20 protein-coding genes, 1 tRNA gene and 2 pseudogenes are annotated in these 24,038 nt (G+C 68.5%); 11 read left to right on the top strand and 12 right to left on the bottom strand.

Features of this window, described 5'->3' with window-relative positions; translation table 11 throughout:
• Nucleotides 1–5: 5 nt before the first annotated feature.
• From ACQ450_RS02055 to ACQ450_RS02045, 3 genes are all read right to left on the bottom strand, one after another.
• Nucleotides 6–695, bottom strand: a complete 690-nt coding sequence (locus ACQ450_RS02055; RefSeq protein ID WP_431470308.1) for a hypothetical protein — start codon at nucleotides 693–695, stop codon at nucleotides 6–8.
• 62 nt (nucleotides 696–757) lie between these two features.
• Entirely contained in the window at nucleotides 758–1,789 is a 1,032-nt protein-coding gene (locus ACQ450_RS02050; protein WP_431470307.1) for a 2-oxoacid:ferredoxin oxidoreductase subunit beta, read from the bottom strand.
• Nucleotides 1,790–1,843: 54 nt separating this feature from the next.
• Nucleotides 1,844–3,793, bottom strand: coding sequence for a 2-oxoacid:acceptor oxidoreductase subunit alpha (locus ACQ450_RS02045; RefSeq protein WP_431470306.1), 1,950 nt, complete (start codon nucleotides 3,791–3,793; stop codon nucleotides 1,844–1,846).
• Nucleotides 3,794–3,978: 185 nt separating this feature from the next.
• Here ACQ450_RS02045 and ACQ450_RS02040 point away from each other — a divergent pair, with 185 nt between their 5' ends.
• The 9 genes and pseudogenes from ACQ450_RS02040 (at nucleotide 3,979) to ACQ450_RS02000 (ending at nucleotide 12,140) form a co-directional block, all read left to right on the top strand.
• On the top strand, nucleotides 3,979–4,956 hold the full coding sequence (locus tag ACQ450_RS02040; RefSeq protein ID WP_431470305.1) for an alpha/beta hydrolase: 978 nt from the start codon (nucleotides 3,979–3,981) through the stop codon (nucleotides 4,954–4,956).
• A gap of 79 nt (nucleotides 4,957–5,035) precedes the next feature.
• Nucleotides 5,036–5,530, top strand: coding sequence for an RNA pyrophosphohydrolase (locus ACQ450_RS02035; protein ID WP_431470304.1), 495 nt, complete (start codon nucleotides 5,036–5,038; stop codon nucleotides 5,528–5,530).
• A gap of 44 nt (nucleotides 5,531–5,574) precedes the next feature.
• Nucleotides 5,575–6,468, top strand: coding sequence for a DUF481 domain-containing protein (locus ACQ450_RS02030; protein WP_431470303.1), 894 nt, complete (start codon nucleotides 5,575–5,577; stop codon nucleotides 6,466–6,468).
• A gap of 49 nt (nucleotides 6,469–6,517) precedes the next feature.
• Nucleotides 6,518–7,725 (top strand): annotated as a pseudogene (locus ACQ450_RS02025) (hydrolase).
• Nucleotides 7,722–8,732, top strand: a complete 1,011-nt coding sequence (locus ACQ450_RS02020) for an arginine N-succinyltransferase (protein WP_431470302.1) — start codon at nucleotides 7,722–7,724, stop codon at nucleotides 8,730–8,732. The pseudogene ACQ450_RS02025 and the gene ACQ450_RS02020 overlap by 4 nt, the downstream one beginning before the upstream one ends.
• A 24-nt stretch (nucleotides 8,733–8,756) precedes the next feature.
• Nucleotides 8,757–10,011: pseudogene (locus ACQ450_RS02015) on the top strand (N-succinylarginine dihydrolase).
• Between the two features lie 64 nt (nucleotides 10,012–10,075).
• Entirely contained in the window at nucleotides 10,076–10,291 is a 216-nt protein-coding gene (locus tag ACQ450_RS02010) for a hypothetical protein (protein ID WP_188054871.1), read from the top strand.
• Nucleotides 10,292–10,362: 71 nt separating this feature from the next.
• Entirely contained in the window at nucleotides 10,363–11,682 is a 1,320-nt protein-coding gene (locus ACQ450_RS02005; RefSeq protein WP_431470301.1) for an ATP-binding protein, read from the top strand.
• A 14-nt stretch (nucleotides 11,683–11,696) separates the two neighbouring features.
• The gene (locus ACQ450_RS02000) at nucleotides 11,697–12,140 is read left to right on the top strand and encodes a hypothetical protein (protein WP_431470300.1); all 444 of its coding nucleotides are present in this window, start codon (nucleotides 11,697–11,699) and stop codon (nucleotides 12,138–12,140) included.
• Between the two features lie 177 nt (nucleotides 12,141–12,317).
• Here the strand turns inward: ACQ450_RS02000 and ACQ450_RS01995 are convergent.
• Nucleotides 12,318–12,394: transfer RNA gene (locus tag ACQ450_RS01995), tRNA-Arg, on the bottom strand.
• An 84-nt stretch (nucleotides 12,395–12,478) separates the two neighbouring features.
• Here ACQ450_RS01995 and ACQ450_RS01990 point away from each other — a divergent pair.
• On the top strand, nucleotides 12,479–12,976 hold the full coding sequence (locus ACQ450_RS01990) for a hypothetical protein (RefSeq protein ID WP_431470299.1): 498 nt from the start codon (nucleotides 12,479–12,481) through the stop codon (nucleotides 12,974–12,976).
• Between the two features lie 3 nt (nucleotides 12,977–12,979).
• On the opposite strand, the gene ACQ450_RS01985 is transcribed toward ACQ450_RS01990, so the two are convergent.
• From ACQ450_RS01985 to hemB, 4 genes are read right to left on the bottom strand one after another with little or no spacing between them, the layout of a single operon-like run.
• Nucleotides 12,980–15,178 (bottom strand): fused MFS/spermidine synthase, encoded by a 2,199-nt coding sequence (locus ACQ450_RS01985; RefSeq protein ID WP_431471258.1) that lies wholly within the window; start codon nucleotides 15,176–15,178, stop codon nucleotides 12,980–12,982.
• A 50-nt stretch (nucleotides 15,179–15,228) separates the two neighbouring features.
• The gene (locus ACQ450_RS01980) at nucleotides 15,229–15,816 is read right to left on the bottom strand and encodes a GNAT family N-acetyltransferase (protein ID WP_431470298.1); all 588 of its coding nucleotides are present in this window, start codon (nucleotides 15,814–15,816) and stop codon (nucleotides 15,229–15,231) included.
• On the bottom strand, nucleotides 15,813–16,385 hold the full coding sequence (locus ACQ450_RS01975; RefSeq protein WP_431470297.1) for a GNAT family N-acetyltransferase: 573 nt from the start codon (nucleotides 16,383–16,385) through the stop codon (nucleotides 15,813–15,815). The genes ACQ450_RS01980 and ACQ450_RS01975 overlap by 4 nt, the downstream gene beginning before the upstream one ends.
• Nucleotides 16,382–17,368: a porphobilinogen synthase gene (gene hemB / locus ACQ450_RS01970; RefSeq protein WP_431470296.1), complete on the bottom strand. Its 987-nt coding sequence runs from the start codon at nucleotides 17,366–17,368 to the stop codon at nucleotides 16,382–16,384. Before hemB ends, ACQ450_RS01975 begins: the two co-directional genes overlap by 4 nt.
• A gap of 72 nt (nucleotides 17,369–17,440) precedes the next feature.
• Between hemB and ACQ450_RS01965 the strand changes: the two genes are divergently transcribed.
• A complete protein-coding gene (locus ACQ450_RS01965) occupies nucleotides 17,441–18,313 on the top strand; it encodes a diacylglycerol/lipid kinase family protein (protein ID WP_431470295.1) in 873 nt (290 codons plus the stop codon).
• Between the two features lie 27 nt (nucleotides 18,314–18,340).
• Here ACQ450_RS01965 and ACQ450_RS01960 read toward each other — a convergent pair whose 3' ends face one another.
• The 4 genes from ACQ450_RS01960 to ACQ450_RS01945 are packed head-to-tail and all read right to left on the bottom strand — an operon-like array spanning nucleotide 18,341 to nucleotide 24,033.
• Nucleotides 18,341–21,184 carry a valine--tRNA ligase gene (locus ACQ450_RS01960; protein ID WP_431470294.1) on the bottom strand — a complete coding sequence of 948 codons (2,844 nt, stop codon included), beginning with the start codon at nucleotides 21,182–21,184 and terminating at the stop codon, nucleotides 18,341–18,343.
• Between the two features lie 52 nt (nucleotides 21,185–21,236).
• Nucleotides 21,237–21,749: a DUF2497 domain-containing protein gene (locus tag ACQ450_RS01955; protein WP_431470293.1), complete on the bottom strand. Its 513-nt coding sequence runs from the start codon at nucleotides 21,747–21,749 to the stop codon at nucleotides 21,237–21,239.
• Nucleotides 21,750–21,766: 17 nt separating this feature from the next.
• Nucleotides 21,767–23,335, bottom strand: coding sequence for a TolC family outer membrane protein (locus ACQ450_RS01950; RefSeq protein WP_431470292.1), 1,569 nt, complete (start codon nucleotides 23,333–23,335; stop codon nucleotides 21,767–21,769).
• Between the two features lie 14 nt (nucleotides 23,336–23,349).
• Nucleotides 23,350–24,033, bottom strand: a complete 684-nt coding sequence (locus tag ACQ450_RS01945) for a protein-L-isoaspartate O-methyltransferase family protein (protein WP_431471257.1) — start codon at nucleotides 24,031–24,033, stop codon at nucleotides 23,350–23,352.
• Between the last annotated feature and the right edge of the window lie 5 nt (nucleotides 24,034–24,038).

The raw sequence follows: 24,038 nt of genomic DNA, 5'->3' as shown, positions 1-24,038 counted from the left end.
CCCGGTCAGCTCATGTTCTGGCGCGCCGCCGCGAACTCGTCGGGCTGCAGATAGGTGTCGCCGTTGGTGTCATAGTAGAAGAAGCCGTCTGCCGCGCGATTCAGCTGCTCGGGACGGGCATAGGGCATCGTCTCGTCGTTCGGCTTGGGCGCATTCGGATCGAGACCCACCGCATAGATTGCGAACTCCGCGACCGAAAGCTGGCCGTCGTCGTTGCGGTCGAGCTCCTCGAACGTCATCCGGCCGGTGTCCATGCCGCCGCTGGCCATGCTCCCGGCCGAGCCGCTCATCGTGCTGCCGGTGGAGTCGCTCATCGTGGCCGTGTCGCTGCTCGTCGAGCCCGCGCTGCCGCTCATCGTTCCGCCGGAGTCGGTCGACGCCATGTCGCTTCCGCCGCTCATGTTGCCGGTGCCGCCGGGGATCGGCGTCGCTTCGACAGTCGCGAGATACTCGTCCTCCAGCGTGCGCACGTCACGATAATAGCCGGCCTGGTCGAGCCCCGAGCGCCGCTGCTGCTGCTCGGGCGCCAGCGTGACGTTCATCATGTCGACCGGCACCGGCACGGCGACATAGGTGTTGTCTTCAAGCGCCGTCGTTTCGACGGGCTCGACTTCTGGCTCGGCGTTGCATGCCGCCAGCACGCCGGCGGCGGCCAGTGTCGCGCAACCGATCGCGATTCTGCTCGAAAAACGCATCTTCTCTCCTCCTCTGCGAAAAACCCGGAGGGAAGAATGGGTGGAGGGCCCCGCTTGTTCCGTCAGAGCGCGTGCGGCGCCTTGTCCACCATCCAGGTCTGGCCCTTCGCCGCCAGCTTCTGCAGGTCGGCCGGCTTTCCTTCGGCGACCGCCCTGTGCTGCGCGACGACCGCGCTTTCGAACGTCGCCGCCGGATCGTCATAGAGTACGCCCAGCGCCATCGGGAACGGCCCGAACGGCATCTCGACCAGCAGATGCGCGATGGTGCGGTTGGTCACGTCGTGCACCAGCACGCCCGCCGCTTCCCACTCGCCGTCGTTCACCTCGACAACCTTCAGCGTCAGCGTATCGCGATCGAGCGCCAGCCCCCTCGTGCCGCCGGCAAACAGCAGCGGCGCGCCGTCCTCCACCCACAGCTGGTTCGTGACTGCGTTCGGCTTGGCAGTAAAGGGCTCGAAAACCTCGTCGTTGTAGACGATGCAATTCTGGAAGATCTCGACGAACGCCGCGCCCTTGTGGGCATGCGCGGCCTTCAGCACTTCGGGCAGCTTCTTGTTGACGTCGATCCCCCGCGCGACGAACCGCGCGCCCGAGCCGAGCGCGAAGGCACAGGGCTTGGCCGGATGATCGACCGATCCGAACGGAGTCGAGGGCGAGCGCGTCCCCTCGCGGCTGGTGGGCGAATATTGCCCTTTGGTCAGGCCATAGATCTCGTTGTTGAACAGCAGGATCTGGCAATCGAGATTGCGGCGCAGGATGTGCATCGTGTGATTGCCGCCGATCGACAGGCCATCACCGTCGCCGGTGATGATCCACACGTCGAGATCGGGATTGGCGAGCTTCACTCCCGTCGCCACCGCCGGCGCGCGGCCGTGGATGGTGTGGAAGCCATAGGTTTCCATATAATAGGGAAAGCGCGACGAGCAGCCGATGCCGCTGATGAAGACCGTGTTCTCCGGCGTGGCGCCGATCTCGGGCATGGTGCGCTGCACCGCCTTCAGGATCGCATAGTCGCCGCAGCCCGGGCACCAGCGGACCTCCTGGTCGGTTTCCCAGTCCTTGGGGCTGGTCTTGACGGGCGTCATCTCGTTCATGGCCGGAGCCTCGGAAAGTTAGGGGAAAGTAAAGTAAGGCCAATGCAGTTCCGGTCACGGGTTCACTGCCTCGGGGCTCGGCAACTGGCTGTCGTCGGGGCGCACTTCCCCGCCCTCGTTGTCCGGCACGCCGTCGAAAAACGCGCCGATCGCCGCCTCGATCTCCGCAATGCGGAAGGGTTGGCCCGACACCTTGTTGAGCGGCCGTGCATCGACGAGGAACTGGTCGCGCAGCACGGTCTTGAGTTGGCCGGTGTTCATCTCGGGTACGAGGATATTCTCGTATCCCTTCAGCAGCGCGCCCAGATTTTTCGGCATCGGCCAGATGTGGCGGATGTGGACGTGGCTCACGTCGAGGCCCTTGCGGCGCGCGCGGCGCACGGCCTGATAGATCGGCCCATAGGTCGAGCCCCAGCCGACCACGACCAGCTTGCCGCTGGTGTCGCCCAGCGCGACGTCCTGATCGGGCACGTCGACGTTCGCTACCTTTTCTCGGCGCGCGTCGGTCATCGCCTGATGGTTGCCCGGCGAATAGTCGATGTTGCCGGTCCCGGTCGCCTTTTCGATCCCGCCGATGCGGTGGAGCAGGCCGGGCGTGCCGGGCTTCACCCAGGGGCGCGCGCCTTTTTCATCGCGCGCATAGGGCAGGAAGGTCTCGCCCTCCGCCGGCGGCGTCGTCAGGAACTGCACCGGGAACGGCGCATAGCCGCTCATGTCGGGCACTTTCCACGGCTCTGCGGCATTGGCGATATAGCCGTCGGTCAGCAGCATCACCGGGGTCATATATTGTGTCGCGATCCGCACCGCCTCGATCGCCACGTCGAAGCAATCGGCCGCCGATCGCGCGGCCAACACCGGCATCGGCGCGTCGCCGTTGCGGCCATAGACTGCCTGGTAGAGGTCCGACTGTTCGGTCTTGGTCGGCAGCCCGGTCGAAGGGCCGCCGCGCTGGCTGTTGACGATGACGAGCGGCAGCTCGGTCATGATCGCCAGCCCCATCGCCTCGCCTTTCAGCGCGATGCCGGGCCCGGAGGAAGAGGTGACGCCGAGGGATCCCGCATAGGAAGCACCCAGCGCCGCCGCGATCGCCGCGATCTCGTCCTCCGCCTGAAAGGTGGTGACGCCATATTCCTTGAGCCGGCTCAGGTGATGCAGGATCGCCGAGGCGGGGGTGATCGGATAGCCGCCGAAGAACATCGGCAGCGACGCGAGCTGCGCGCCCGCCACCAGCCCGAGCGAGATCGATTCGGCGCCGGTGACGGTGCGGTAGAGGCCGGGTTCGGCCGGGGCAGCAGGCACGTGCAGCCGGCCCACCTGCCCGCCCAGCTCGGCGGTCTCGCCATAGGCGTGGCCCGCGTTGAGCGCCGCGATATTCGCCTCGGCGAGCTCGGGCGCCTTGGTGAACTTGGCCTTGAGCCAGTCGACGATCGGCTGGCGCTCGCGATCGAACATCCAGAGCGCCAGCCCCAGCGTCCACATGTTCTTGCAGCGCAACGCTTCCTTGTTGCCCAGGCCGAACGGCTTCACCGCATCGAGCGTCAGCTGCGAGATGTTCAGCTTCATCAGCTGCCATTTCGCCAGGCTGTCGTCCTCGAGCGGATTGGAGTCGTACTTCGCCTTGGCGAGATTGCGGTCGCCGAACTCGCCTTCGTCGGCGATGATCAGCCCGCCGGGCTTGAGCGCCTCGACATTCACTTTCAGCGCCGCCGGGTTCATCGCGATCAGCACGTCGGGCGCGTCGCCGGCGGTATCGATCTCGGTCGATCCGAAGTTGATCTGAAAGGCCGAAACGCCGAACAACGTGCCCTGCGGTGCGCGGATTTCGGCGGGAAAGTCGGGAAAGGTCGCCAGATCGTTGCCGGCGAGCGCGGTCGACAGGGTGAACTGGCCGCCGGTCAGCTGCATGCCGTCGCCGGAATCGCCTGCGAAGCGGACGACGACCGCCTCGGGCGGCGGATTGGCCGAGGCCTCCTCGGGCGTCAGCTGATGCGTGGCGGTTGCCATGTGCCGGTTCCTGCTGTCGTTCTTTTCGTCTTGTCCTGCGTGGCATTACGCCTGCCGAGCGCTTCTCCCAAGGTAGAAAAACGCAGGGCCGATGCAACGGCCGCTTTGCCGGGGCCTCGCGCACGGCCATTTACCAGCGGTGCCCGCCTCCTCTACGAACCGGTCGCATCATTGGAGTATCGCCTATGTCCGATCCGTTCGTTCGTTCCGACGTCCGCCAGTTCCTCGACATGCTGGAAAAGATGCCGACGCCGCGAATGCACGAAGTCGATCCGGCGACGGCGCGCGCGCAGTTCGACGCGATGAAGGATCTCGCCGATCTTCCCGTCCGCGATTGCGCGGTCGATCGCGCGCTCGAAATCCCCGGCGATCAGGAACCGATCCCCGCACGCCTGTTCGACTGCCGCGACGATCGCGAGCCCGGCCCGGCCCTCGTCTTTTATCACGGCGGCGGGTTCGTGATCGGTTCGGTCGCGACTCACGTGGGCTTCTGTGCCGAGCTGTCGCACGCGCTCGACCTGCCGGTGATCTCGGTCGATTATCGGCTCGCGCCCGAACATTGCTGGCCCGCCGCGCCCGACGATGCCGAAGCCGCCGCCCGCTGGATCGCCTCCAGCCCCGACGCGCTCGGCCGCAACGTCACTGGCCTCGTGCTCGCCGGAGACAGCGCGGGCGGCACGCTCACCGTGGTCACGGCGATGGCGCTGCGCGATCGCCCGGCGGCAGTGCCGGTCATCATCGCGCAATTCCCCATCTACCCCGCCGTCGATCTCCAGACCGAATATCGCTCGCAGCAGCTGTTCGGCGAGGGCTTCCTCCTCACCAATGACGGCATGAAGTGGTTCGGCGACGCCTATCGCGCCGATATCCAGCACATGCGCGCTTCGCCGCTCCAGGGCGAGATGCACGGCCTGCCGCCGGCACTGGTGCTCACGGCTGGTCTCGATCCGCTGCGCGATCAGGGCCGCGCCTATGCCGGACGGCTGATCGAGGCGGGCGTGCCGGTGATCTTCCGCGAGGCGGTCGGCAATATTCACGGCTTCATCACGCTCCGCCGTGCCATTCCGTCCAGCGTCGGCGACGTCGCCGGCGCGCTCGTCGCGTTGCGGGGGCTGATCCGCGAAGCCGAAGCGCAGCGGGTGATGGCGCAGGCGGCGGAATGACGCCGGCAATTGTGCCGGCACTTCCGGGCTGGCAGGAGCGGCCCGCGACTCGCCACGGCGCGCGTGAGGAACAGAAGCGATGACCAGGCCCGATCTTCCCTACCGCCCCTGCGCGGGCGTCATGCTCGTCAATCGCGACGGCCGCGTATTCGTGGGCCAGCGGCTCGATTCGGTGCTCGAGGCGTGGCAGATGCCGCAGGGCGGGATCGATCCCGGCGAGGATCCCTATCAGGCCGCGCTGCGCGAACTGGGCGAGGAAACCGGCGTGCGTCCCCATCATGTCGAGCTGATCGCCGAGGCTCCCGAGGAACTGACCTATGATCTGCCCGAAGAGATGATCGGCGTCGTCTGGAACGGCAAGTGGCGCGGCCAGCGGCAGCGCTGGTTCCTCTTCCGCTTCACCGGCGAGGACCATCACATCGATATCCGCACGCCCGAGCCCGAATTCCGCGCCTGGCGCTGGGCCGATCCCGCCGAACTCCCGGACATCATCGTCGGCTTCAAGGTCGATCTCTATCGGCGGCTGCTCGAAATCTTCGCCGAGCCGCTCGCGCGGAACGGCGGAGCCGCCTGAGCCTGCCCTTTTCCCGCCGCAACCCGGTGCCTAAAAGCTTCGCCGTGCGTATCCTGCTTTTCCTCGCAGCGCCGCTGCTGCTCGCCAATACGAGCGATCCGGAGACTATTCCGCAGCCGATCCGGGCGATGCTCGACGCTGCGATGGAAGCGGGCAGCGACAGCGACGTCACGGTATTGATGCGCTACGCCCGCGGCGTCTCGCCCGAAAGCGCCGAGGCAGTGGCGACGCTGGTCGAGACGTGGCGCACCGAGCGCCGCCGCGCGCACGAGCGCGAACTGCGCCAGGCCGGTTTCTTCGAGCTGGTGAAGGGCCGCGCCGAACTCGGCGGCTATGCCACCACCGGCAACACCCACACCACCGGCCTCAGCGGCGTGCTCGACATGCGGCGCGAGGCATTGAAGTGGCGTCACAAGCTGCGGCTCCAGGTCGATTATCAGGAGAGCCGGGGCGTTATCAGCCGCGAACATTATCTCGCAGCCTATGAGCCCAACTACAAGATTGATGACCGCAGCTACGTCTATGGCGCCGCACAGTTCGAAAGCGACCGTTTCCTCGGCTATGACGAGCGTTATTCGCTCTCGGCCGGCTTCGGCTATGTCCCTGTCCGCGGCTCGGGCCTCACCGTCGAGCTGGAACTCGGCCCCGCGTTTCGACAGACCAATTTCACCGACGGGACCACCGAAGGCACGGTGGGCGGCCGCGGCTCGCTCGATCTCGACTGGAAGCTCTCGCCGACGATCACCTTCCTGCAGAACGCCTCGGCCTATATCCAGAATGCCAACAGCACGCTGCTGAGCAAGACGGCGGTTCGCGCGAAGCTTTTCGGCCCGGTTTCGGGGCAGCTTTCCTATCAGCTTCAGTATGAAAGCGCGCCGCCCGCCGGCAGCGTGAGCACCGACACCACGACCCGCGCGTCGGTGGTGGTGGATTTCTAGGCGCCGCTGCCGGTTCACCTTGCCGCGATTTCGGGCTAGTGCCCCGGCGATGACAGAACTTTCCTCCGTCGAAGCCGATGCCGTCGAGCGCGCACGCGCCGCGCCGATGCTCGAACGGACCCGTGCCTGGGCGGCGATCAACAGCGGAACGCGCAACCTGCCGGGGCTCGCGCGCATGGTCGACGCGCTCGCCGATGCCTTTTCCGCGCTGCCCGGCCACCTGACGCTGGAGGAGCCTGATCCGGTGGAGAGCGTGACGCTGGACGGCCGCGTCGAGGCGCTCGACCACGGGCGCCACCTGCACGTCACGGTCCGTCCCGAAGCGCCGGTCCAGCTTCTCTTCACCGGTCATATGGACACGGTGTTCCCGGTCGATCACCCCTTCCAGTCCGAGCGCTGGCTCGACAACGGGCATCTCAACGCCCCCGGCGCCACCGACATGAAGGGCGGGCTCGCGCTGATGCTCGCCGCGCTCGAAGCATGCGAGGCAAGCCCGCTCGCCGCGCGGTTCGGCTATGAGGTCGTCCTCAACTCGGACGAGGAGACCGGCTCGCACAGCTCGGCCGCGCTGCTCGCCCGCGCCGCACGAGCCAAGGCCGCCGCCCTCACCTACGAGCCCGCGCTTCCCGACGGCACGCTCGCGGGCGCGCGCGGCGGCACCGGAAATTTTGCGCTCGTCGTCCGCGGCCGCAGCGCGCACGCCGGCCGCAATCCCGAGGAGGGGCGCAACGCCCTCGTCGCCGCCGCCGATCTGGCGCTCCGCCTCGCCGCGGCGAAGCAGGAGGGGCTGTCGGTCAATCCCGCTCGGATCGACGGCGGCGGGCCGAACAATGTCGTGCCCGAGCTCGCGATCCTGCGTGTCAACTTCCGCCCGCGCAGCCCTGCGGCGATCGACGCCGCCCAGGCCGCGATCGACGCCGCGCTCGCCGAAGTCGCCTCCGCCCACGATGTGAAAATCGAACGCTACGGCAGCTTCAATCGCCCGCCCAAGCCGCTCGATCCGGGTGCCGAGCGGCTGTTCGCGCTGGTCAAGGCGGCCGGCGCCGATCTCGCGTGCCCGTCGCCTGGAAAGCCACTGGCGGCGTGTGCGACGGCAACAACATCGCCGCTTGCGGCGTGCCGGTGGTGGATACGATGGGCGCGCGCGGCGGCGCGATCCATTCGTCCGACGAATATCTCATTCCCGAAAGCCTGGCCGAACGCGCCGCACTTTCGGCGCTCACCATTCTCCGGCTGATCGACAAAGGAGCCCCATGAGCTTCCGCATCCGCGCCGCGCGCGACGAGGACCTGCAGCATCTCTACGAAATGGCGAAGCTCACCGGCGGCGGCTTCACCAATCTGCCGCCCGAGCGCGACGCGCTGAAGGCGAAGCTCGCGCGCAGCCATATCGCCTTCGCGCGTACCGAGGATGTGGTCGCCGACGAGCTGTTCGTGCTGGTGCTGGAAAACGCCAGGACCGGCGAAGTTCGCGGCACCTGCCAGATCTTCACGCAGGTCGGCCAGCGCTGGCCCTTCTACAGCTATCGCCTGTCCACCGTGACCAAGCACAGCGAGGAGCTGAAACGCACATTCCGCGCCGAAATCCTCGGCCTCGTCAACGATCTCGAGGGCTGCTCCGAAGTCGGCGGCCTGTTTCTCCATCCCGGCGAGCGCGCGGGCGGGCTCGGCCTGCTGCTCGCGCGCAGCCGCTATCTCTTTATCCGCCGCCATCGCGCCCGCTTCGCCGAGCGGCTCCTCGCCGAGCTGCGCGGCGTGATCGACGAAGCCGGCGGCTCGCCCTTCTGGGACGGCGTTGCGGGCCGCTTCTTCGGCATGAGCTTTCAGGAAGCCGATCAGTTCAATGCCATCCACGGCAATCAGTTCATCGCCGATCTGATGCCCAAGCATCCGATCTACACCGCGATGCTCACCGAGAGCGCGCGCAACGTGATCGGCGTGCCGCACCCCAGCGGCCGCGCGGCGATGCGGATGCTGGAGAATGAAGGCTTCGCCTATGAGAATTACGTCGACATCTTCGACGGCGGCCCGACGATGACCGCACGCACCGATCAGGTGAAAACGGTGCGCGAAGCCCGCACCGGCACGGTAGCGGCGGTGCGCGAGGGCGGCGAGCCGTCGCTCGTCGCCACCGGCACGCTCGCCGATTTCCGCTGCGCCTATGGCCAGGTGGAGCACGGCGACGCCGGTCTCGCGCTCGACCCGCTCTGCGCCGAGACGCTCGACATCGCCGAAGGCGCGGAGGTGCTGCATGTCGCGCGCTGACCCGTCGTGCGGAGGGCGGCGCTGATGCTTACCGAGATCAACTTCGACGGCATCATCGGCCCCTCGCACAATTATGCGGGCCTCAGTCCCGGGAATCTCGCTGCCACCCGCAACCGCGGCCTCACCTCGCATCCGCGTGAAGCGGCGTTGCAGGGGATCGCCAAGATGCGCGCCAATCTCGCGCTCGGGCTGCCGCAGGGCATTCTGCTGCCGCATGCGCGCCCCGATCATCGCTGGCTCGAAAGCCTCGCCACCCGCTATGCCGAGGCGCCGCCGCATCTCCAGCGCAGGCGCTCTCCGCCTCGGCGATGTGGGCGGCCAACGCCGCCACCGTTTCGCCCGCGCCCGACACCGCGGACGGCCGCTGCCATCTCACCGTCGCCAATCTGGTGACGATGCCGCATCGCAGCCACGAATGGCCCGAGACGCTGGCGCAGCTCCGCCTCGCCTTCGCGGGGGATTCGTTCCGGGTGCACGCGCCGGTGCCGCCGCCGTTCGGCGACGAAGGCGCGGCGAACCACATGCGGCTCGCGCCGGCGCACGATCTCCCGGGCGTCGAGGTCTTCGTCTACGGCGTTTCCGGCGGCCCCTTTCCGGCGCGTCAGCACCGCGAGGCGAGTGCCGCGGTCGCGCGCCGCCACCGGCTCGATCCGGCGCGCACCTTGTTCGTGCAGCAATCGGACGCGGCGATCGCCGCCGGCGCCTTTCATAATGATGTCGTCGCCGTCGCCAACGGGACGGTGCTGTTCGCCCATGAACAGGCGTTCGCCGACAGGGAGGGCTTCCACACGACGCGCTGCGCGCCGCCATGCCGCAGGTCGAGATCGTCGAGGTTCCGGCGGCGCGGGTGAGCCTTGAAGATGCGATCGCCTCCTACCTCTTCAACGCCCAGCTGGTGACGCTCCCCGCCGGCGGTCAGGCACTGGTGCTGCCCTCGGAGGCACGCGAGACCCCCAGCGTCTGGAACTGGCTCGAGGAGCATGTCGCCGGGAACGGGCCGATCCGGCACCTCGAAGTCGTCGATGTCCGCCAGTCGATGGCGAACGGCGGCGGGCCGGCGTGTCTGCGTCTGCGCGTCGTCGCCGATCCCGCCACCATCGATCCGCGCTTTCTTGTCGACGAGGCCCGGCTCGATGCGATCAGCGCAGTGATCGCCGCGCATTGGCCCGAGGCGATTCCCTTCGACGGGATCGCCGATCCCGCGCTCCTGTCGCGGATTGCAGATGCGCGCCGTGCGTTGCTCGATCTGCTCGGAATTGTCGAATTAATTGACAGGTAACCAAAAGCATTAACCTGGTCTCGCGGTTTTCCGCACTTGGCGCGGCACTTGCTTAACTCCGGGCATGTTGCACAGGATTGCGCGCCTTTTCACCATCAAGACCAAGTTCGAAGCCTTTCTCGTGATCTACGGCCTCAGCATGGGAGCGGTGGAGCGCGGCCTCCACTATCTCGAGCGGTTTCCCGGCTTCGGGGGCTGGCTGCTCTTCTTCGTCTGCCCGATCGCGGTGTTCATGGCGGGGGGGCGCATCCTGGATTCGCTCGACAATCAGAAATGGTGAAGCCGATTGTCGCGCGGGGCTTTGACGACTAACCGGCGATTCACCATGCTCTCGGGGGGGAGATTCTAAGCGTGCGGCTGTTTACCGGACTGTTCCTCACGCTCGCCGGGCAGGCGCTGCTCGCGGCCGCCGTTCCCGGCGGACTGCTCGTCTGGAACATGCACAGTTCCTATATGGCCCAGCTCGCCGCGCGCGACAGCGAACGGCTCGAGGCTTTCGCCGCCCTTGCCGCCGAGGCCGCTCGCGCGGGCCGCCCCCTCGAATTGCTGATGCCCGAGCTCGACATGCGCGATCCCCAGCGCTTGGGTGGCCGAGTTGCGTTGGTCACCCCCGACGGGCGTCCGATCGCCGGGCCGAGCACCACTGCCCCGCCGCGCGTCGAGCGCCCCGTGGTGCTGAACGGCCAGACGGTCGCCCTCGCTCGGGTGGTGCGCCCGCCGCAGCTCACTAGCGAAGACCGCCGCTATCTCGCCACGCAATATATCGGCATCGCGGCGATCGTCCTCGGCCTGTTCGTCGCGCTGCTCGTCGCCGCATATGAGATCGCCCGCCGCTGGGCGCGGCCGCAGGAAGAACTCTATCGCATGAGCCGCGACGTGGTTCAGGGCGACGACGAAGTGGAGTTCGAGGAGCGCGGGCCGCGGGAGATCGCCGGAACGATCCGCAATTTGAAGCGGATCGCGCGCCAGTTCAGCCGCGTCGAAGCGGCGCGCCGCACCTGGCTCGTTTCCATCGCCGACGAGCTCAAGCGCCCGACGCAGGAGCTCGGCGGCCGGCTGAGCCTCCTCGCCGCTTCCGAGCCGCCGATCGATGCCGAGCTGATGACGGCGCTCGAAGACGACCAGCGCCGGCTCACGCGAATGGCGGAGGATCTGAGCGCAGTGGCGCTCGCCGATCTGGGGCGTCTCCCTGTCCGCTTCGCGAACGTCGATCCGCGCGCGCTGATTCACAATGCGGTCTGGGGCAATTCCAAGCGTGCGCTGGCGATGGGCGTCCGGCTCGAAACCAGCACGCTGCCCGAATATACGATCCTCGTGAAGTGGGACGGCGAGCGGATCGAGCAGCTGTTCGGCGCGCTCATCGAGAACAGCCTGCGCTATACCCCCGCCGGAGGCAGGATCGTCCTCGGGCTCGAAGGCTCGCGCGACGCATGGCGGCTGATCATCGACGACAGCGCCCCCGGCGTCGATGTCGGACTGGCCCAGCGACTCTTCGAACCCTTCTACCGCATGACGGAAGCGCGCGAGGATATGGCGACCGCGTCCGGCCTCGGCCTCGCCACTGCCCGCGCGATCGTCGAGGCGCATCATGGCCGCATCGAAGCCGGCCGCTCGCCGATCGGCGGCCTGCGCATCATGGTCGTCCTGCCCGCCAGTCCGCCGACCGCCTGACCCTATCTGCGACATTGCTTTCCGACCCCGTCGCCCGCCGCCGGGCGAGCGGCCTCGTTGCCCGGCAGGCTGACCGCGGTGCCGGCGCCGTGCCTCTGCTGCTCGACATCATCGAAGTTCACGCGCGCACCTTGGCTGCGGTGCGGGCGGGCCCCCGGCGACAACTCACCGACGACGAAAAGGCCGACGCTGCCTTGGCGGACGCTGCGCGGATCGGCTTCTGCCGGCTCGGTCCGGAAGGATCATCGGCATTGCCACGGCTGATCGATCTCGATCGTCAGGGCTTGCTCGGTCGCACGATATCGAACGATCGCAAATGGACCTTGGCGCTGGCGCGCCTGGGAAAGCCGATCGAGAGCTTCGCCAAACCCGAGAACCTCTCGGGCACCACCGAGGCGTATCACGCCAACCTGCGGCGGCGGCTGAACAATTTCCAGCCCGATCGGAATTGCCGTTAGCCTCGGCACCCGGAGCTCGCGCTGCCTTGCCGCTCTGCGCGAGGTCGCGCAGCGGGTGGATGCAGTCATCCCGAAACAGGTTCGCACCGCAGGCCGCAAAGCGCGCTGCCCGAAATGCGAACCGCCGCCCCCGGGGAACGGAGGCAGCGGTGCCAGGCGTTTGCTTTGGATCCAAATTGGCGCGCCCGGAACGATTCGAACGTCCGACCCTCAGATTCGTAGTCTGATGCTCTATCCAGCTGAGCTACGGGCGCGCATTGGAGGGCGGGACATAGAAAGGTCCGCGGCAGAGCGCAAGCCCGTTGCTTCGCCTTTTTACGACGCATAGACCCTGATCCATGCGCTGCTTCGTTTTTCCGCTCGTCGTCCTGCTCGCCACCGCGGGATGCAGCGCCGAATCCGATCGCTATCCCTCGCTGCTGCCGCGCGCGGTGGAGCTGGAGGATGCGGCCGGTATGTCTCCCGCACCGGCTCCCCCGGCCACGCCCGACGCCGCGCTTGACGCGCGCATCGCCGCGCTCGCCGCAGAGCTCGACGAGGCGCAGCGCGCCTTTGCGGCCGCGGCGCAGGCCGCCGAAGCGCGAATCGCGGTCGCGCGCGGCACGGCGCCGGGAAGCGATGCATGGCTCGATGCGCAGGCCGCGCTCGCCACGCTCGACACGCTGCGCGCGCCGGCGCTCAACATTCTGGTCGAGCTCGAGCAGCTCGCGATCGCGCGCGGTGTCGCGGGGCAGCCGTCCTATCCGGCGCTCACTGTCGCGATCGAAGCCGCACAGCCAGTCTCACAGGCGCAGGGCGCGCGAATCGCTGCGCTCGAAGCCGCGCTGGGCCTCTAGGCCTCAGTCGTTCTTCAGCTCGGGGTTGAAGGCACGCAGCAGCGGGAGGATCGACGCAAAATCATCGGTCCAGGGCGTGAATCCCGGATAGCGGTCGAGCGGCTGCCATTGCGCCGAATCCATCGTCAGCCGATCGAGCGTCTCGGGGTCCTTCGACAGCGCGATCCAGTCCGAAACCGTGGCTTGCTTGGCCATTTCCGCTGCGCTCGGCACATACACGATCCGCGCGGCGTGCCATCCGCCGAGCCGCGCCGCCTGCGACACCACCGGCGCCAGCGCGAGGAACCGGTTCGAGATATGCACCAGCAGCAGCCCGTCGTCGCCGAGAACCTGCGAATAGGTATCGAATGCCTCGCGCGTCATCAGGTGCATCGGCACCGCGTCCGACGAGAAGGCGTCGAGCACCAGCAGGTCGAGGCTGTTCGCCGGCGCTTCGGCGAGCCGCAGCCGCGCGTCGCCGATCGCGATCTCGGGATCGGGCAGGCATTCCTCGAGGAACGTGAAGCTGCCCGAATCGCGGGCGATCTCGACCACGGTCGGGTCGATCTCGAAGAAGCGCCAGCGCTGCCCGGGCTGCGCGTAGCAGGCCAGGGTCCCGGTCCCCAGCCCGACCACGCCGACCCGCGCGTGCGGGCCATAGAGCGGCTCGAGCATCTCCATCGCCTGCCCCACGCCCGATCCGGGCACATAATAGCTGGTCGGCAGCGTCGAATCGGCGCCGGCCAGCTGAACGCCATGCAGCGTGGTGCCATGCGCGAGCCGCCGCTCGCCCAGATATTCGGTCACCGTATAGACGCCGAAATAGCTGCGCGTCCGCGCATCGGCGAGCGAGAACTGGATCGCGCGATAGCCGCCGAACAGGAACAGCGCCCCAGCCAGCGCGATCAGGAACGCAGTGCGCTGCCCGATCGCCACCAGCCCGACGAGCGCCACCAGGATGAAGGCGAGATTCTCGCTCATCGGCCCCAGCACGCCGCCCGGATTGCTCAGCCCCAGCCACACCAGCAGCATCACGATCAGCGCTACCGCCAGCGTCTTGATCCGCACCGCCTGCGTGCCGCCGCGCCACAGCCGCTCGAGGAAGGGGAACAGATGCTCCTGTGGCATCAGCAGCCCCGCCGCCAGGATCAGCAACGGATATTCATAGGTCCAGTCGAACACCACCGGCGCGATCAGCGCGGCGAACACGCCGCCCAGCGCCCCGCCCACCGACATGGCGAGATAGAATCCGGTCAGCCGATCGGGCTCGGGGCGCAGCGCATACATGTGCGCGTGCAGCGCCACCGCCACCATGAACAGCAGCGCCAGCCCGATCGCGGCGTTCAGATAGGCATAGTCCTGATGCCCGGCGATCAGCGTGGCGCCGAACAACAGCAGCGTCACCGGCGCGAACTTCGCCATCAGCTCGGCGAGCAGCCGCCCGCTGGCGAAGGCGACGGTGAAGCTCAGCAGATAGAGGCCGAGCGGCAACACCCACAGCAGCGGCACCGCGACGATGTCGGTCGTCAGGAAGGTCGTGGTCGCCAGCATCAGCCCCGAGGGCACGAAGGCGAGCGCGATCCAGTGGAGCACGCGGCGCCAGCCGGGCGCGGGGCTGGTGTGCGGCACGTGGCGCGCGCCGGCTTCCCTGCGCGGAAGCAGCAGCCCGCAGCCGGCGATCAGCAGGAAGACCAGCGCGAATCCCGCGGTCCACAGCCAGCTCTGCTGGTCGAGCGCGAGCAGCGGCTCGACCAGCAGCGGATAGGCGATCAGCCCGCCGAAGCTGCCCACGTTCGACGCCGCATAGAGCGCATAGGGATCGCGCCCGCCGGTCGCCGCGCTGAACCAGCGCTGGATCAGCGGCGCCTGCGCCGCCACTGCGAAGAACAGCGGCCCGATCGACGCGCCGAACAGCCAGGGCACCCACAGCGCCGGCTCGGCGTCGTGCGGCAGGTCGATCGCGACCAGCCCGATCGGCAGCCACAGCGCGGCCACCGCGAGCACAGCCAGGTGAATCGCCGCCTGCATCCGCACCGGCACGCGCCCCAGCCAGTGGGCATAGGCATAGCCGCCCAGCAGCAGCGCCTGATAGACGAGCATTGCCGAGTTCCACACCGCGGGCGCGCCGCCCAGCCGGGGCAGCGCCATCCGCGCCACCATCGGCTGGACGAGGAACAGCAGGAACGATCCGGCCAGGATCGCCGCCACGAAGGGCCAGCGCATCGTGCGCGCGGGGGCAGTCGCACCGTCGCCTTCGGTCACAGATTCCCCCTTCAAATGTCCCAAAGCCTCGAGCCGCGCTTGCTTGCCGCGGGATGAACCGATCGCTCGGCGGGCCGCTCGATCGCATAGAGCACGCTCGCGCGCAGCGGATCGCCGGGCGGATAGAGCGGATGCCCGAAATCGCATTCGGGAAGATGGACCATCCCCAGCCGCTGCATCAGCGCGCGGCTCTTGGCGTTGCGCGCCGAAGTGATCGCCACCACCCGCGCGGCGGGCGTGTTCGCCCAGGCCCAGCCAAGGCTCGCCTCCGCCGCCTCGCGGGCATAGCCATGTCCCCAATGCTCGGCCGCGATCATCCAGCCGATCTCGACCTCGCCTGCCGCCGGCGTATCCTCGGCGCCCGGCTTGAGGCCGCAGAAGCCGATCGCCCGATCGGTCTCGCGCAACGCCGTCACCCAAAAGCCCAGGCCGTGCGGCGTGCGATAGCCCTGGTGCCGCGCGATCGTCGCGTCGCTTTCTGCGGCCGACTTCAGCGGTCCCAGCTCGGCCATCACGCGCGGATCGGCCCACATCGCGTGCAGCGCCGCCCGGTCGTCCGGCGCGGGCGGACGCAGCAGCAGCCGCTCGGTCGCGATCATGCCGCGCGCCCCGGCCGGTCGATGCGGCAGATCAGATGGCGGCGCAGCCGGTCGCCTGCCGGTACGGCGGGATGGTCGAAGTCGCCGTCGGCGAGCCGCTCCATCCCGATCCGCGCCATCACCCCCAGGCTGCGCGTGTTCGTCTCCGACGTGATCGCGACCACGCAGGCCGCCTCGGTCTCGCGCCACGCCCAGTCGAGGCTCGCGGCAGCCGCCTCGCTGGCATAGCCGCTGCCCCAATGCGCATGGCCGAGCCGCCAGCCGATCTCCAGCATGCCGCGGATCGGGATCTCCTGCGCGTTCCAGCGCACGCCGCAAAAGCCCAGGAACGCGCCGTCCGCGCGCCGCTCGACTGCCCAGAAGGTGCAGCCCCGCGCCGCTTCGGCGGCGGCGAGCCGATCGACCAGCGCGTCGCTCTCCGCCCGCGTCATCACCGGCCCCAGCGTCGCCATCACCCGCGGATCGCTGTTGAGCGCGTGAAACGGTGCGCGGTCGGCCTCGCGCCAGCTCCGCACGTTCAGCCGCTCGGTCGCGATCGCCACGTCCGCCGCCTCGGCGTGCGGCGTCATCGGTTCAGCAGCCGCGCCGCATGCGCCGCGTGATAGCTGAGCACGCCCGAGGCGCCCGCGCGCTTGAACGCCATCAGCGTTTCGAGCACCAGCACGTCGCGCTCGCCCGCGCCGGTCGCTGCGGCGGCCTCGATCATCGCGTATTCGCCCGAGGTTTGATACGCGAATACAGGCACTTCGAACGCATTCTTCACGCGCAGAAGGATGTCGAGATACGGCAGCCCCGGCTTTACCATCACGCTGTCGGCGCCTTCGGCGAGGTCGAGCGCCACTTCGCGCAGCGCCTCCTCGGCGTTCGCCGGGTCCATCTGATAGGTCTTCTTGTCGCCCTTCAGCAGCCCGCTGCTGCCCACCGCTTCGCGGAACGGGCCATAGAAGCCGCTGGCATATTTGGCCGCATAGGCCATGATCTGGACATTGGCATAGCCGCCCGCTTCCAGCGCCTCGCGGATACGGCCCACGCGCCCGTCCATCATATCCGAGGGCGCGACGATGTCGGCACCGGCGGCGGCCTGCACCAACGCCTGCCGCGCCAGCGCTTCGGCGGTCGCGTCGTTCACCACATAGCCATTGTCGTCGACCAGCCCGTCGTGGCCGTGCGCGGTATAGGGATCGAGCGCCACGTCGGTCAGCACCCCCACTTCGGGCACCGCCTCCTTGATCGCGCGGATCGCGCGGCACATCAAATTGTTCGGGTTCAGCGCCTCGGCGCCGTCGTCGCTGCGCAGCTCGGGCGGCGTGTTGGGGAACAGCGCGACGCAGGGAATCCCCAGATCGCGCGCCTCGCGGGCCCGCTCGACGATTCCCCCTATCGGCCAGCGCGACACGCCCGGCAGCGTGCCGATCGGCTCCTCGCTCTCCCCCGCCGTCACGAACAGCGGCCAGATGAGGTCCGCGGCCGTCAGCACCGTCTCGGCGTGCATCCGCCGGCTCCAGTCGGCGGCACGGGTGCGACGAAGGCGAAGCGCGGGATAGCTGGACATGGCCTCGCGCTATCCTGCCGATCGCAGCCACGCAAGCGGCACGCATTCGGCTGTTGGAGCGTTGTGCGCCGCATGGGGCTTTCCGCAGAACTGATCGTCAACACCCATTCGCGCCGCGGCCGCGGCGACTGGCCGCTGATCCGGGCCGCGCTCGATCGCTTGCCGATCGAAGTGAACGCCCGCGCCGTGAGCGACCCGGCACGGCTAGGGGCCGAGATGGAAGCCGCGATCGCCGCCGCGCCCGATCTGCTGATCCTGGGCGGCGGCGACGGCACGATCAGCAGGCTGGCGCCGCTGCTGGTGGGCACCGGCATCCCGCTCGCGGTCCTGCCGCTCGGCACGGCCAACAGCTTCGCGCGCGGGCTCGGCGTCCCGCTCGATCTCGAAGCCGCCGCGCGGCTCGCGGTCGAGGGGCGGCGGCGCCGGATCGATCTCGGCCGGATCGAGTCGCATCATTTCGTCAGCATGGCCGCGATCGGCCTCTCGCCGCTGATCGCGGGCAGCGTTCCCGAAGGGCTCAAGCGGTGGTTCGGCCGCGCCGGCTACCTCGCCTGGGCCGCGCTCCGCTTCGCGCGTTTCCGCCCGTTCGATCTGCGTATCGAAGGCGACGGCGTCTCGGAGCGCCTTCGCGCGGTCGAAGTGCGGATCGCGAACACCGGCTTCCACGGCGGCACCGAGCTGGTCGAATCGGCGCACGCCGACGACGGTACGATCGTCGTCCAGGCGGTGCGCGGCCGCGCGCGGCGGCGACTGGTCCTCAACTGGGCGGGCAAGCTCCTTCCCCTGCCCGCCGCGCATGAGGACGAAGTCACCGTCCGCGGCACCGCGCTGCGCATCGCCACCGATCCGCCGCTGCCGATCTCGCTCGACGGCGAAGTGCTGGCGCGCACGCCGGTCACTGTCGAAGTCGTGCCCGGCGCGATCGAAGTGCTCGTGCCGCGTTAGCGCCGCGCCCCGCCGCTCCCTTGATCGCTATCCCAGCCGGCTCAGCGCCGCCGTCAGCCGCTCGGCTTCCGCTGCCTTCTCGGCGTGATCGGCGCGCGCCTTCTCGACTGCCTCGGGCTTGGCGCGCTCGACGAAGCTCGGGTTCGCCAGCCTCCCGGCCAGCGAATCGCGTTCCTTCTCGGCCGCCGCGACTGCCTTGGCGAGCCGCGCGCGCTCGGTGCCGAGGTCGATCACGCCTTCCAGCGGCAGCACATAGGTCGCTTCGTCGACCACGATCTGCACCGCGCCGCCCGCGCCCGCCTCGGTGTCGTTCCGGTCGACTCGCGCCAGCCGCGCCAGCGCCGCCGCCTGCCCCGCCAGACGCGCCTGCGTCGTCGCATCGGCGTCGCGCACGTGCATCGGCAGCCGCGCGCCCGGGGGGACGTTCAGCTCGGTGCGCGCCGCGCGGATCTCGCTCACCAGCCGGATCAGCCAGTCGATCTCCTTCTGCGCCTCCGGGTCGAGCGCGCGCGCATCGGGCATCGGCCACTTCGCCACGATCAGCGGATAGGCGCGCGCGCCCATCGCATGCCACAATTCCTCGGTGATGAAGGGCATGAACGGGTGGAGCATCACCAGGATCTGGTCGAGCACCCAGCCCGCGACCTCGCGCGTCTCCTTCACCGGCCCCTGAACGCCCGCCGCGGCGCGCATCTCGTCGCCGGAAAGGCTGCCCGGCGCCGCATCGCTTTGCAGCACCGGCTTGATGAGCTCGAGGTACCAGTCGCAGAAGCGGCTCCAAACGAACTGGTAGAGCGTGTTCGCCGCCTCGTCGAAGCGCAGGTCGGCGATGGCCAGGTCGAGCGCCTGCACCGTCGCCACCGTCTCGGCGACGATCCAGCGGTTGACCGCCAGCTCGGCCGCGGGCGGCTCGATCGTCGCGCTCGCGCCGATGCCGTTCGCCTGGGCGAAACGCGCCGCGTTCCACAGCTTGGTGGCGAAGTTACGGTATCCCTCGATCCGCTTCTCGTCCATCTTGATGTCGCGGCCCTGGCTTTCCATCGCCGCCATGAAGAAGCGCAGCGCATCGGCACCGTATCGGTTGATCAGCCCCAGCGGATCGACCGTATTGCCCTTCGATTTCGACATCTTGGCGCCATCGGCGGCGCGGACGAGCCCGTGCAGATACAAGGTCTTGAACGGCACTTCTCCCAGGAAGTGCAAGCCCTGCATCATCATCCGCGCATCCCAGAAGAACAGGATGTCGAAGCCGGAAATCAGGATGTCGTTGGGATAGCGCTGCTGCCACTCGCCCGGGTCGGGCCAGCCCATCGTCGCGAACGGCCACAGCGCCGACGAGAACCAGGTGTCGAGCACGTCGGGATCCTGAAAAACGTAGCGCCGGGTAGGATCAAATTTATAGCCCCACCCGCCGAAGCCCGTGCCCGGCCCATCGCGCACTAACTCAATTGCGGATTCAGCTACGCCGTAGAGTTCGGCGAAGGTACGTCGCACGTCCTCGTCAGTGAGAGCAACAACTCGCTCACTCTCGCTCAAGGCAGAAAGCAGCACATCGCGCGCGCTGGGAGCGGCTGCAGCGTAGATCGCCGGGTCAGCTCCATACCACGCCGGGATCCGGTGCCCCCACCACAGCTGCCGCGAGACGCACCACGGCTGGATGTTCTCCATCCAGTTGAAATAGGTCTTTTCCCAGGCCTTCGGCACGATCTTGGTCTTGCCCGATCGCACCGCCTCGATCGCCGGCTTGGCCAGCGTCGCCGCGTCGACATACCATTGGTCGGTCAGCCACGGCTCGATCACTGCGCCCGAGCGGTCGCCGAGCGGAGTCGCGATCACGCGATCCTCCACCTTTTCGAGCAACCCTTCGGCATCGAGCCGCTCGACGATCCGCGCACGCGCGTCGAACCGGTCGAGCCCGATCAGCTCCTGCGGGATCAGCCCGTCGGCGGTCTGGCAGATCGCCGCCCGGGCATCGAGCATGTTCAGCATCTCCGCCGGCTTGATCCCGGCGCGCTTCCCGACTTCGAAATCGTTGAAGTCATGGCCGGGCGTGATCTTCACCGCGCCCGATCCGAGCTCCGGATCGGCATGCACGTCCGCCACGATCGGGATCAGCCGCCCGGTGATCGGCAGCTTCACCTGCCTGCCGATCAGCTCGCGGTAGCGTTCGTCGTCGGGATGCACCGCCACGGCCATGTCGGCGAGCATCGTCTCGGGCCGCGTCGTCGCGACGCGAACGTGTCCGCTGCCGTCGGCCAGCGGATAGCGCAGGTGCCAGAATTTGCCGTTCTGCTCGCGCGTCTCGACTTCCAGGTCGCTGATCGCGGTCTGGAAATGCGGGTCCCAGTTGACCAGCCTCTTGTCGCGATAGAGCAGCCCCTGATTGTAGAGGTCGACGAACACCTTGAGGACAGCCTTGGAAAAGCCCTCGTCCATGGTGAAGCGTTCGTTCGCCCAGTCCATCGAGCAGCCCAGCCGGCGCAGCTGGCCGGTAATCGCGCCGCCGCTCTGCGCCTTCCATTCCCAAACCTTCGCGACGAATTCCTCGCGCGTGAAGTCGGTGCGCTTCTGCTGCTGTTCGCCGAGTTGCCGCTCGACCACCATCTGCGTCGCGATCCCGGCATGGTCCATGCCCACCACCCAGCGCGCATCCTTGCCGGTCAGTCGCGCGTGGCGGACGAGGATGTCCTGCAGCGTATTGTCGAGCGCATGGCCGATGTGCAGGTTGCCCGTCACGTTCGGCGGCGGGTTCACCAGCGTCCAGGGTTCGGCGTCGGGGCGGTCGGGCCGGAACAGCCCCTCCGCTTCCCAATGCGCATACCAGCGCTGCTCGATTTCCGCGGGGTCGAAGGTCTTGGGCAAGTCGGTCATGGCACCGGCACATAGCCGGGGCGCTCGCCAAGACAAGTCTGTGGCTGCGCGATCAGCCTTCGCGTCCGGTGATCCGTGCGATTTCGCGCGCCACCATCTTCTCGACGATCGCGGGAAGATGCGCGTCGAGCCAGTCGCTGAGCATCGGGCGCAGCATCTCGCGCACCAGGCCCTCCAGCGTGTCGCCCCCGGGCGTCTGCGGCTTCACGATCATCCGCGACAATGCCTCCAGCGAACCGCGGCTCGCCTCGGCCGCGCGGCGCGAGACGATCGTCTCCAGGTCGCTTGCGGCGGTCGCCACATCGCCGATCCCCTCGGACTCGTCGGCGTCCGCCTGCTGCGGCGCGGGCTGGGCGGGTGCTTCGCTGCGCGCGGGCCGCGGCGGCGCGGCGAGCTGCTCGTTCAGTTCGAGCACTTCGTCCTCGTCGCGGCGTTCGGAGGGGGGCGCCGCCTTGGGCGTCCGGCGCGCACGCGTTCCGCCGCCACCCTCGCCCTCTTCGGCGATGATGCGCTTGATGGAGGAAAGGATCTCCTCCATCGACGGTTCGGTACTGATATCTCCCATATCGAGCACCCTTTCGCTCAGTTCGGCGTGTCGGCCGCCTCACCTGCGGGATAAGGGTACATGCTGTCAACGGGGCGCTGCAGCAGCGGGTCGAGCGTTTCGGCCACTTCGGGGGTCTGTGCCGCGGTGTCGACGGTGGAAGTCGCCACCGGCTCGGGATCGGGATCGCTGCCCCAGTCGCTCCAGCGCCCGCGCACCCGCTCGTAATTGGCGGTGGGGTCATACAGCGCGCCGCCGTCGAGCCCCAGATCCTCCGCCTCGGCGCGGCCCATCACCGCGAGCAGCGTGAAGCCGGCGACATAGGCGTCGCGCTCGGCGGTCACATATTGCACCTGCGCGTTGAGCAGCTCCTGCTCGGCGTTCAGGATGTCGAGGATGGTGCGCGTGCCCACGGTATTCTCGGCGCGCACGCCCTCGAGCGACAGCCGGCTTGCCTCCACGGCGATGCGGCTCGCCTCGATCACGCGCAGTGCCGAGCGATAGCGGGCGAAGGCCGACCGCGCCTGCGCCACGATCGTCCGCTCGGCCAGCGTCACTTGCTCGATCGCGGCCGATTCGCGTGCCTGCGCCTGGCGCACCTGTGCCGCCGGGCGGCCGCCCTGGAACAGCGGGAGCGAGAGCTGCACTCCGGCCGAAGTCGAAATGCCGTCATTGTCGAACCCCGCCAGCGCCGCCTGCCCGCCGACCGATCCGAGATAGCTGTAATAATCCGTCCCCACCCCGATCGCGACTCGGGGGCGCCGCGAGGCCTGTGCGACATCGACATCGAATTCGCTCGCTTCGCGCAGGCTCCGCGCCGCGTCGAGCGACGGATTCTCTTCGAGCGCCACGGCGACTGCCCGCTGCGGCGAATCGGGCAGATCGGGCAGCGGCGGGGGCGATGCCAGCGTGCCCGGCGGCGCGCCGACCACGCGGATATAGGTCTCGCGGCTCGCGATCAGCTCGGCCTCGGCGGCGCGCAACTGGCTCAGCGCCAGCGCCAGCCGCGCCTCGGACTGGGCGACGTCGGTCCGGGTGAGGTCGCCGACTTCGAACCGGTCGCGAGTCGCCTGCAGGTTCACTTCGAGCACGCGAACATTCTGCAGGTTCAGCCGCACCACCGCCTGGTCGCGGATCACGTCGAGATAGGCGGCGACCACATCGACGAAGAGATTGGTCTCCACGCCGCGCAGATTGGCGCGCCCTGCCTCCACTCGAGTCTCGGCGGCACGCACCGAATTGCGCACCGAACCGCCGCTGTAGATCGGCACCGAAAGGTCCAGGCCCACCGATGCCTGCCGTGCCGGGCCCGCCGTCGATCCGCTGTCGAACACATTCTCGGTCACGCCGCCCGTCGAATCCAGGCTCGGCAGCCCGCCCGCGCGCGCGATCGGCACATTCTCGTCGATCGCGCGCAGGTTGGCGCGCTCGCCGGTCAGTTCGGGGCTGGTGTTATAGGCGCGCGTCATCGCCTCGCGCAGCGTGGTCGTCGCCTCGTCCTGCGGCACGACTTCCCGGATGGGAGTCACCGGTGCCACCGATTGCGCCGCCGCCGGCACCGAAAGCGCAGCCAGGCCGGTGCCGAGCAGGAATCTGGATAGTCGCATCGCTCTACTTCTGCCTAGAAACGGAATTGCCGGGGCCGGTCGAAGCCCGGAAGAATCGCGCATTCGCAATCGGCGAAATCGGTCAGGCCGAAGCCGCCCTCGCTGCGCCGGCCGGCGGCCAGCCGAGTGACGCCGCGATCGACCAGCCCGGTCGCGACTCGCCCGCCCGGCTTCAGCTGCGCCAGCACTGCCTCGGGCACTTGCTCGACCGCGCCGTCGATCAGCAGCACGTCATACGGCGCTCCCGCGGCCCAGCCTGCTTCGAGCGGGCCCTGCACCATTGCGACGCGGGGTTCGTCGGCAAGCGCGGCGCGGGCATGCGCGACGAGCGCGTCGTCCGACTCAAGCGCCACCACCACTCGCGCGAGCAGCGCCAGCACTGCGGCCGTATAGCCCCCCGCAGCGCCGATCAGGAGAACCTTGTCATCGGGACGGATGCCGGCCTCGGTCAGCAGGCGCCCGGTCGCAAGCGGCGAATTGTGCTTCCGCCCCGCGGTCAGCGGCAAGAGGCCGTCGCGATAGGCGACTGCCCGGACGCTTTCGGGAACATAGCGTTCGCGCGGCACCCGCGCCATCGCCTCGACCACGCGCGGGTCGTTGACCGCGCTGGTGCGCAGCTGGCTCGCCACCATCGCGTGGCGCATCTTGGCGAAGCGCTCGTCGCCCTGCTGCGGCGTATCGGCAGAAACCATCATCATCATCC

It is taken from the genome of Sphingosinithalassobacter sp. LHW66-3, from assembly GCF_050703275.1.
In the GTDB taxonomy this organism is placed as follows: Bacteria; Pseudomonadota; Alphaproteobacteria; order Sphingomonadales; family Sphingomonadaceae; genus Sphingomonas.
The sequence above is the reverse complement of the archived record's forward strand: the minus strand, read 5'-3'. Positions and strand labels throughout refer to the sequence as shown.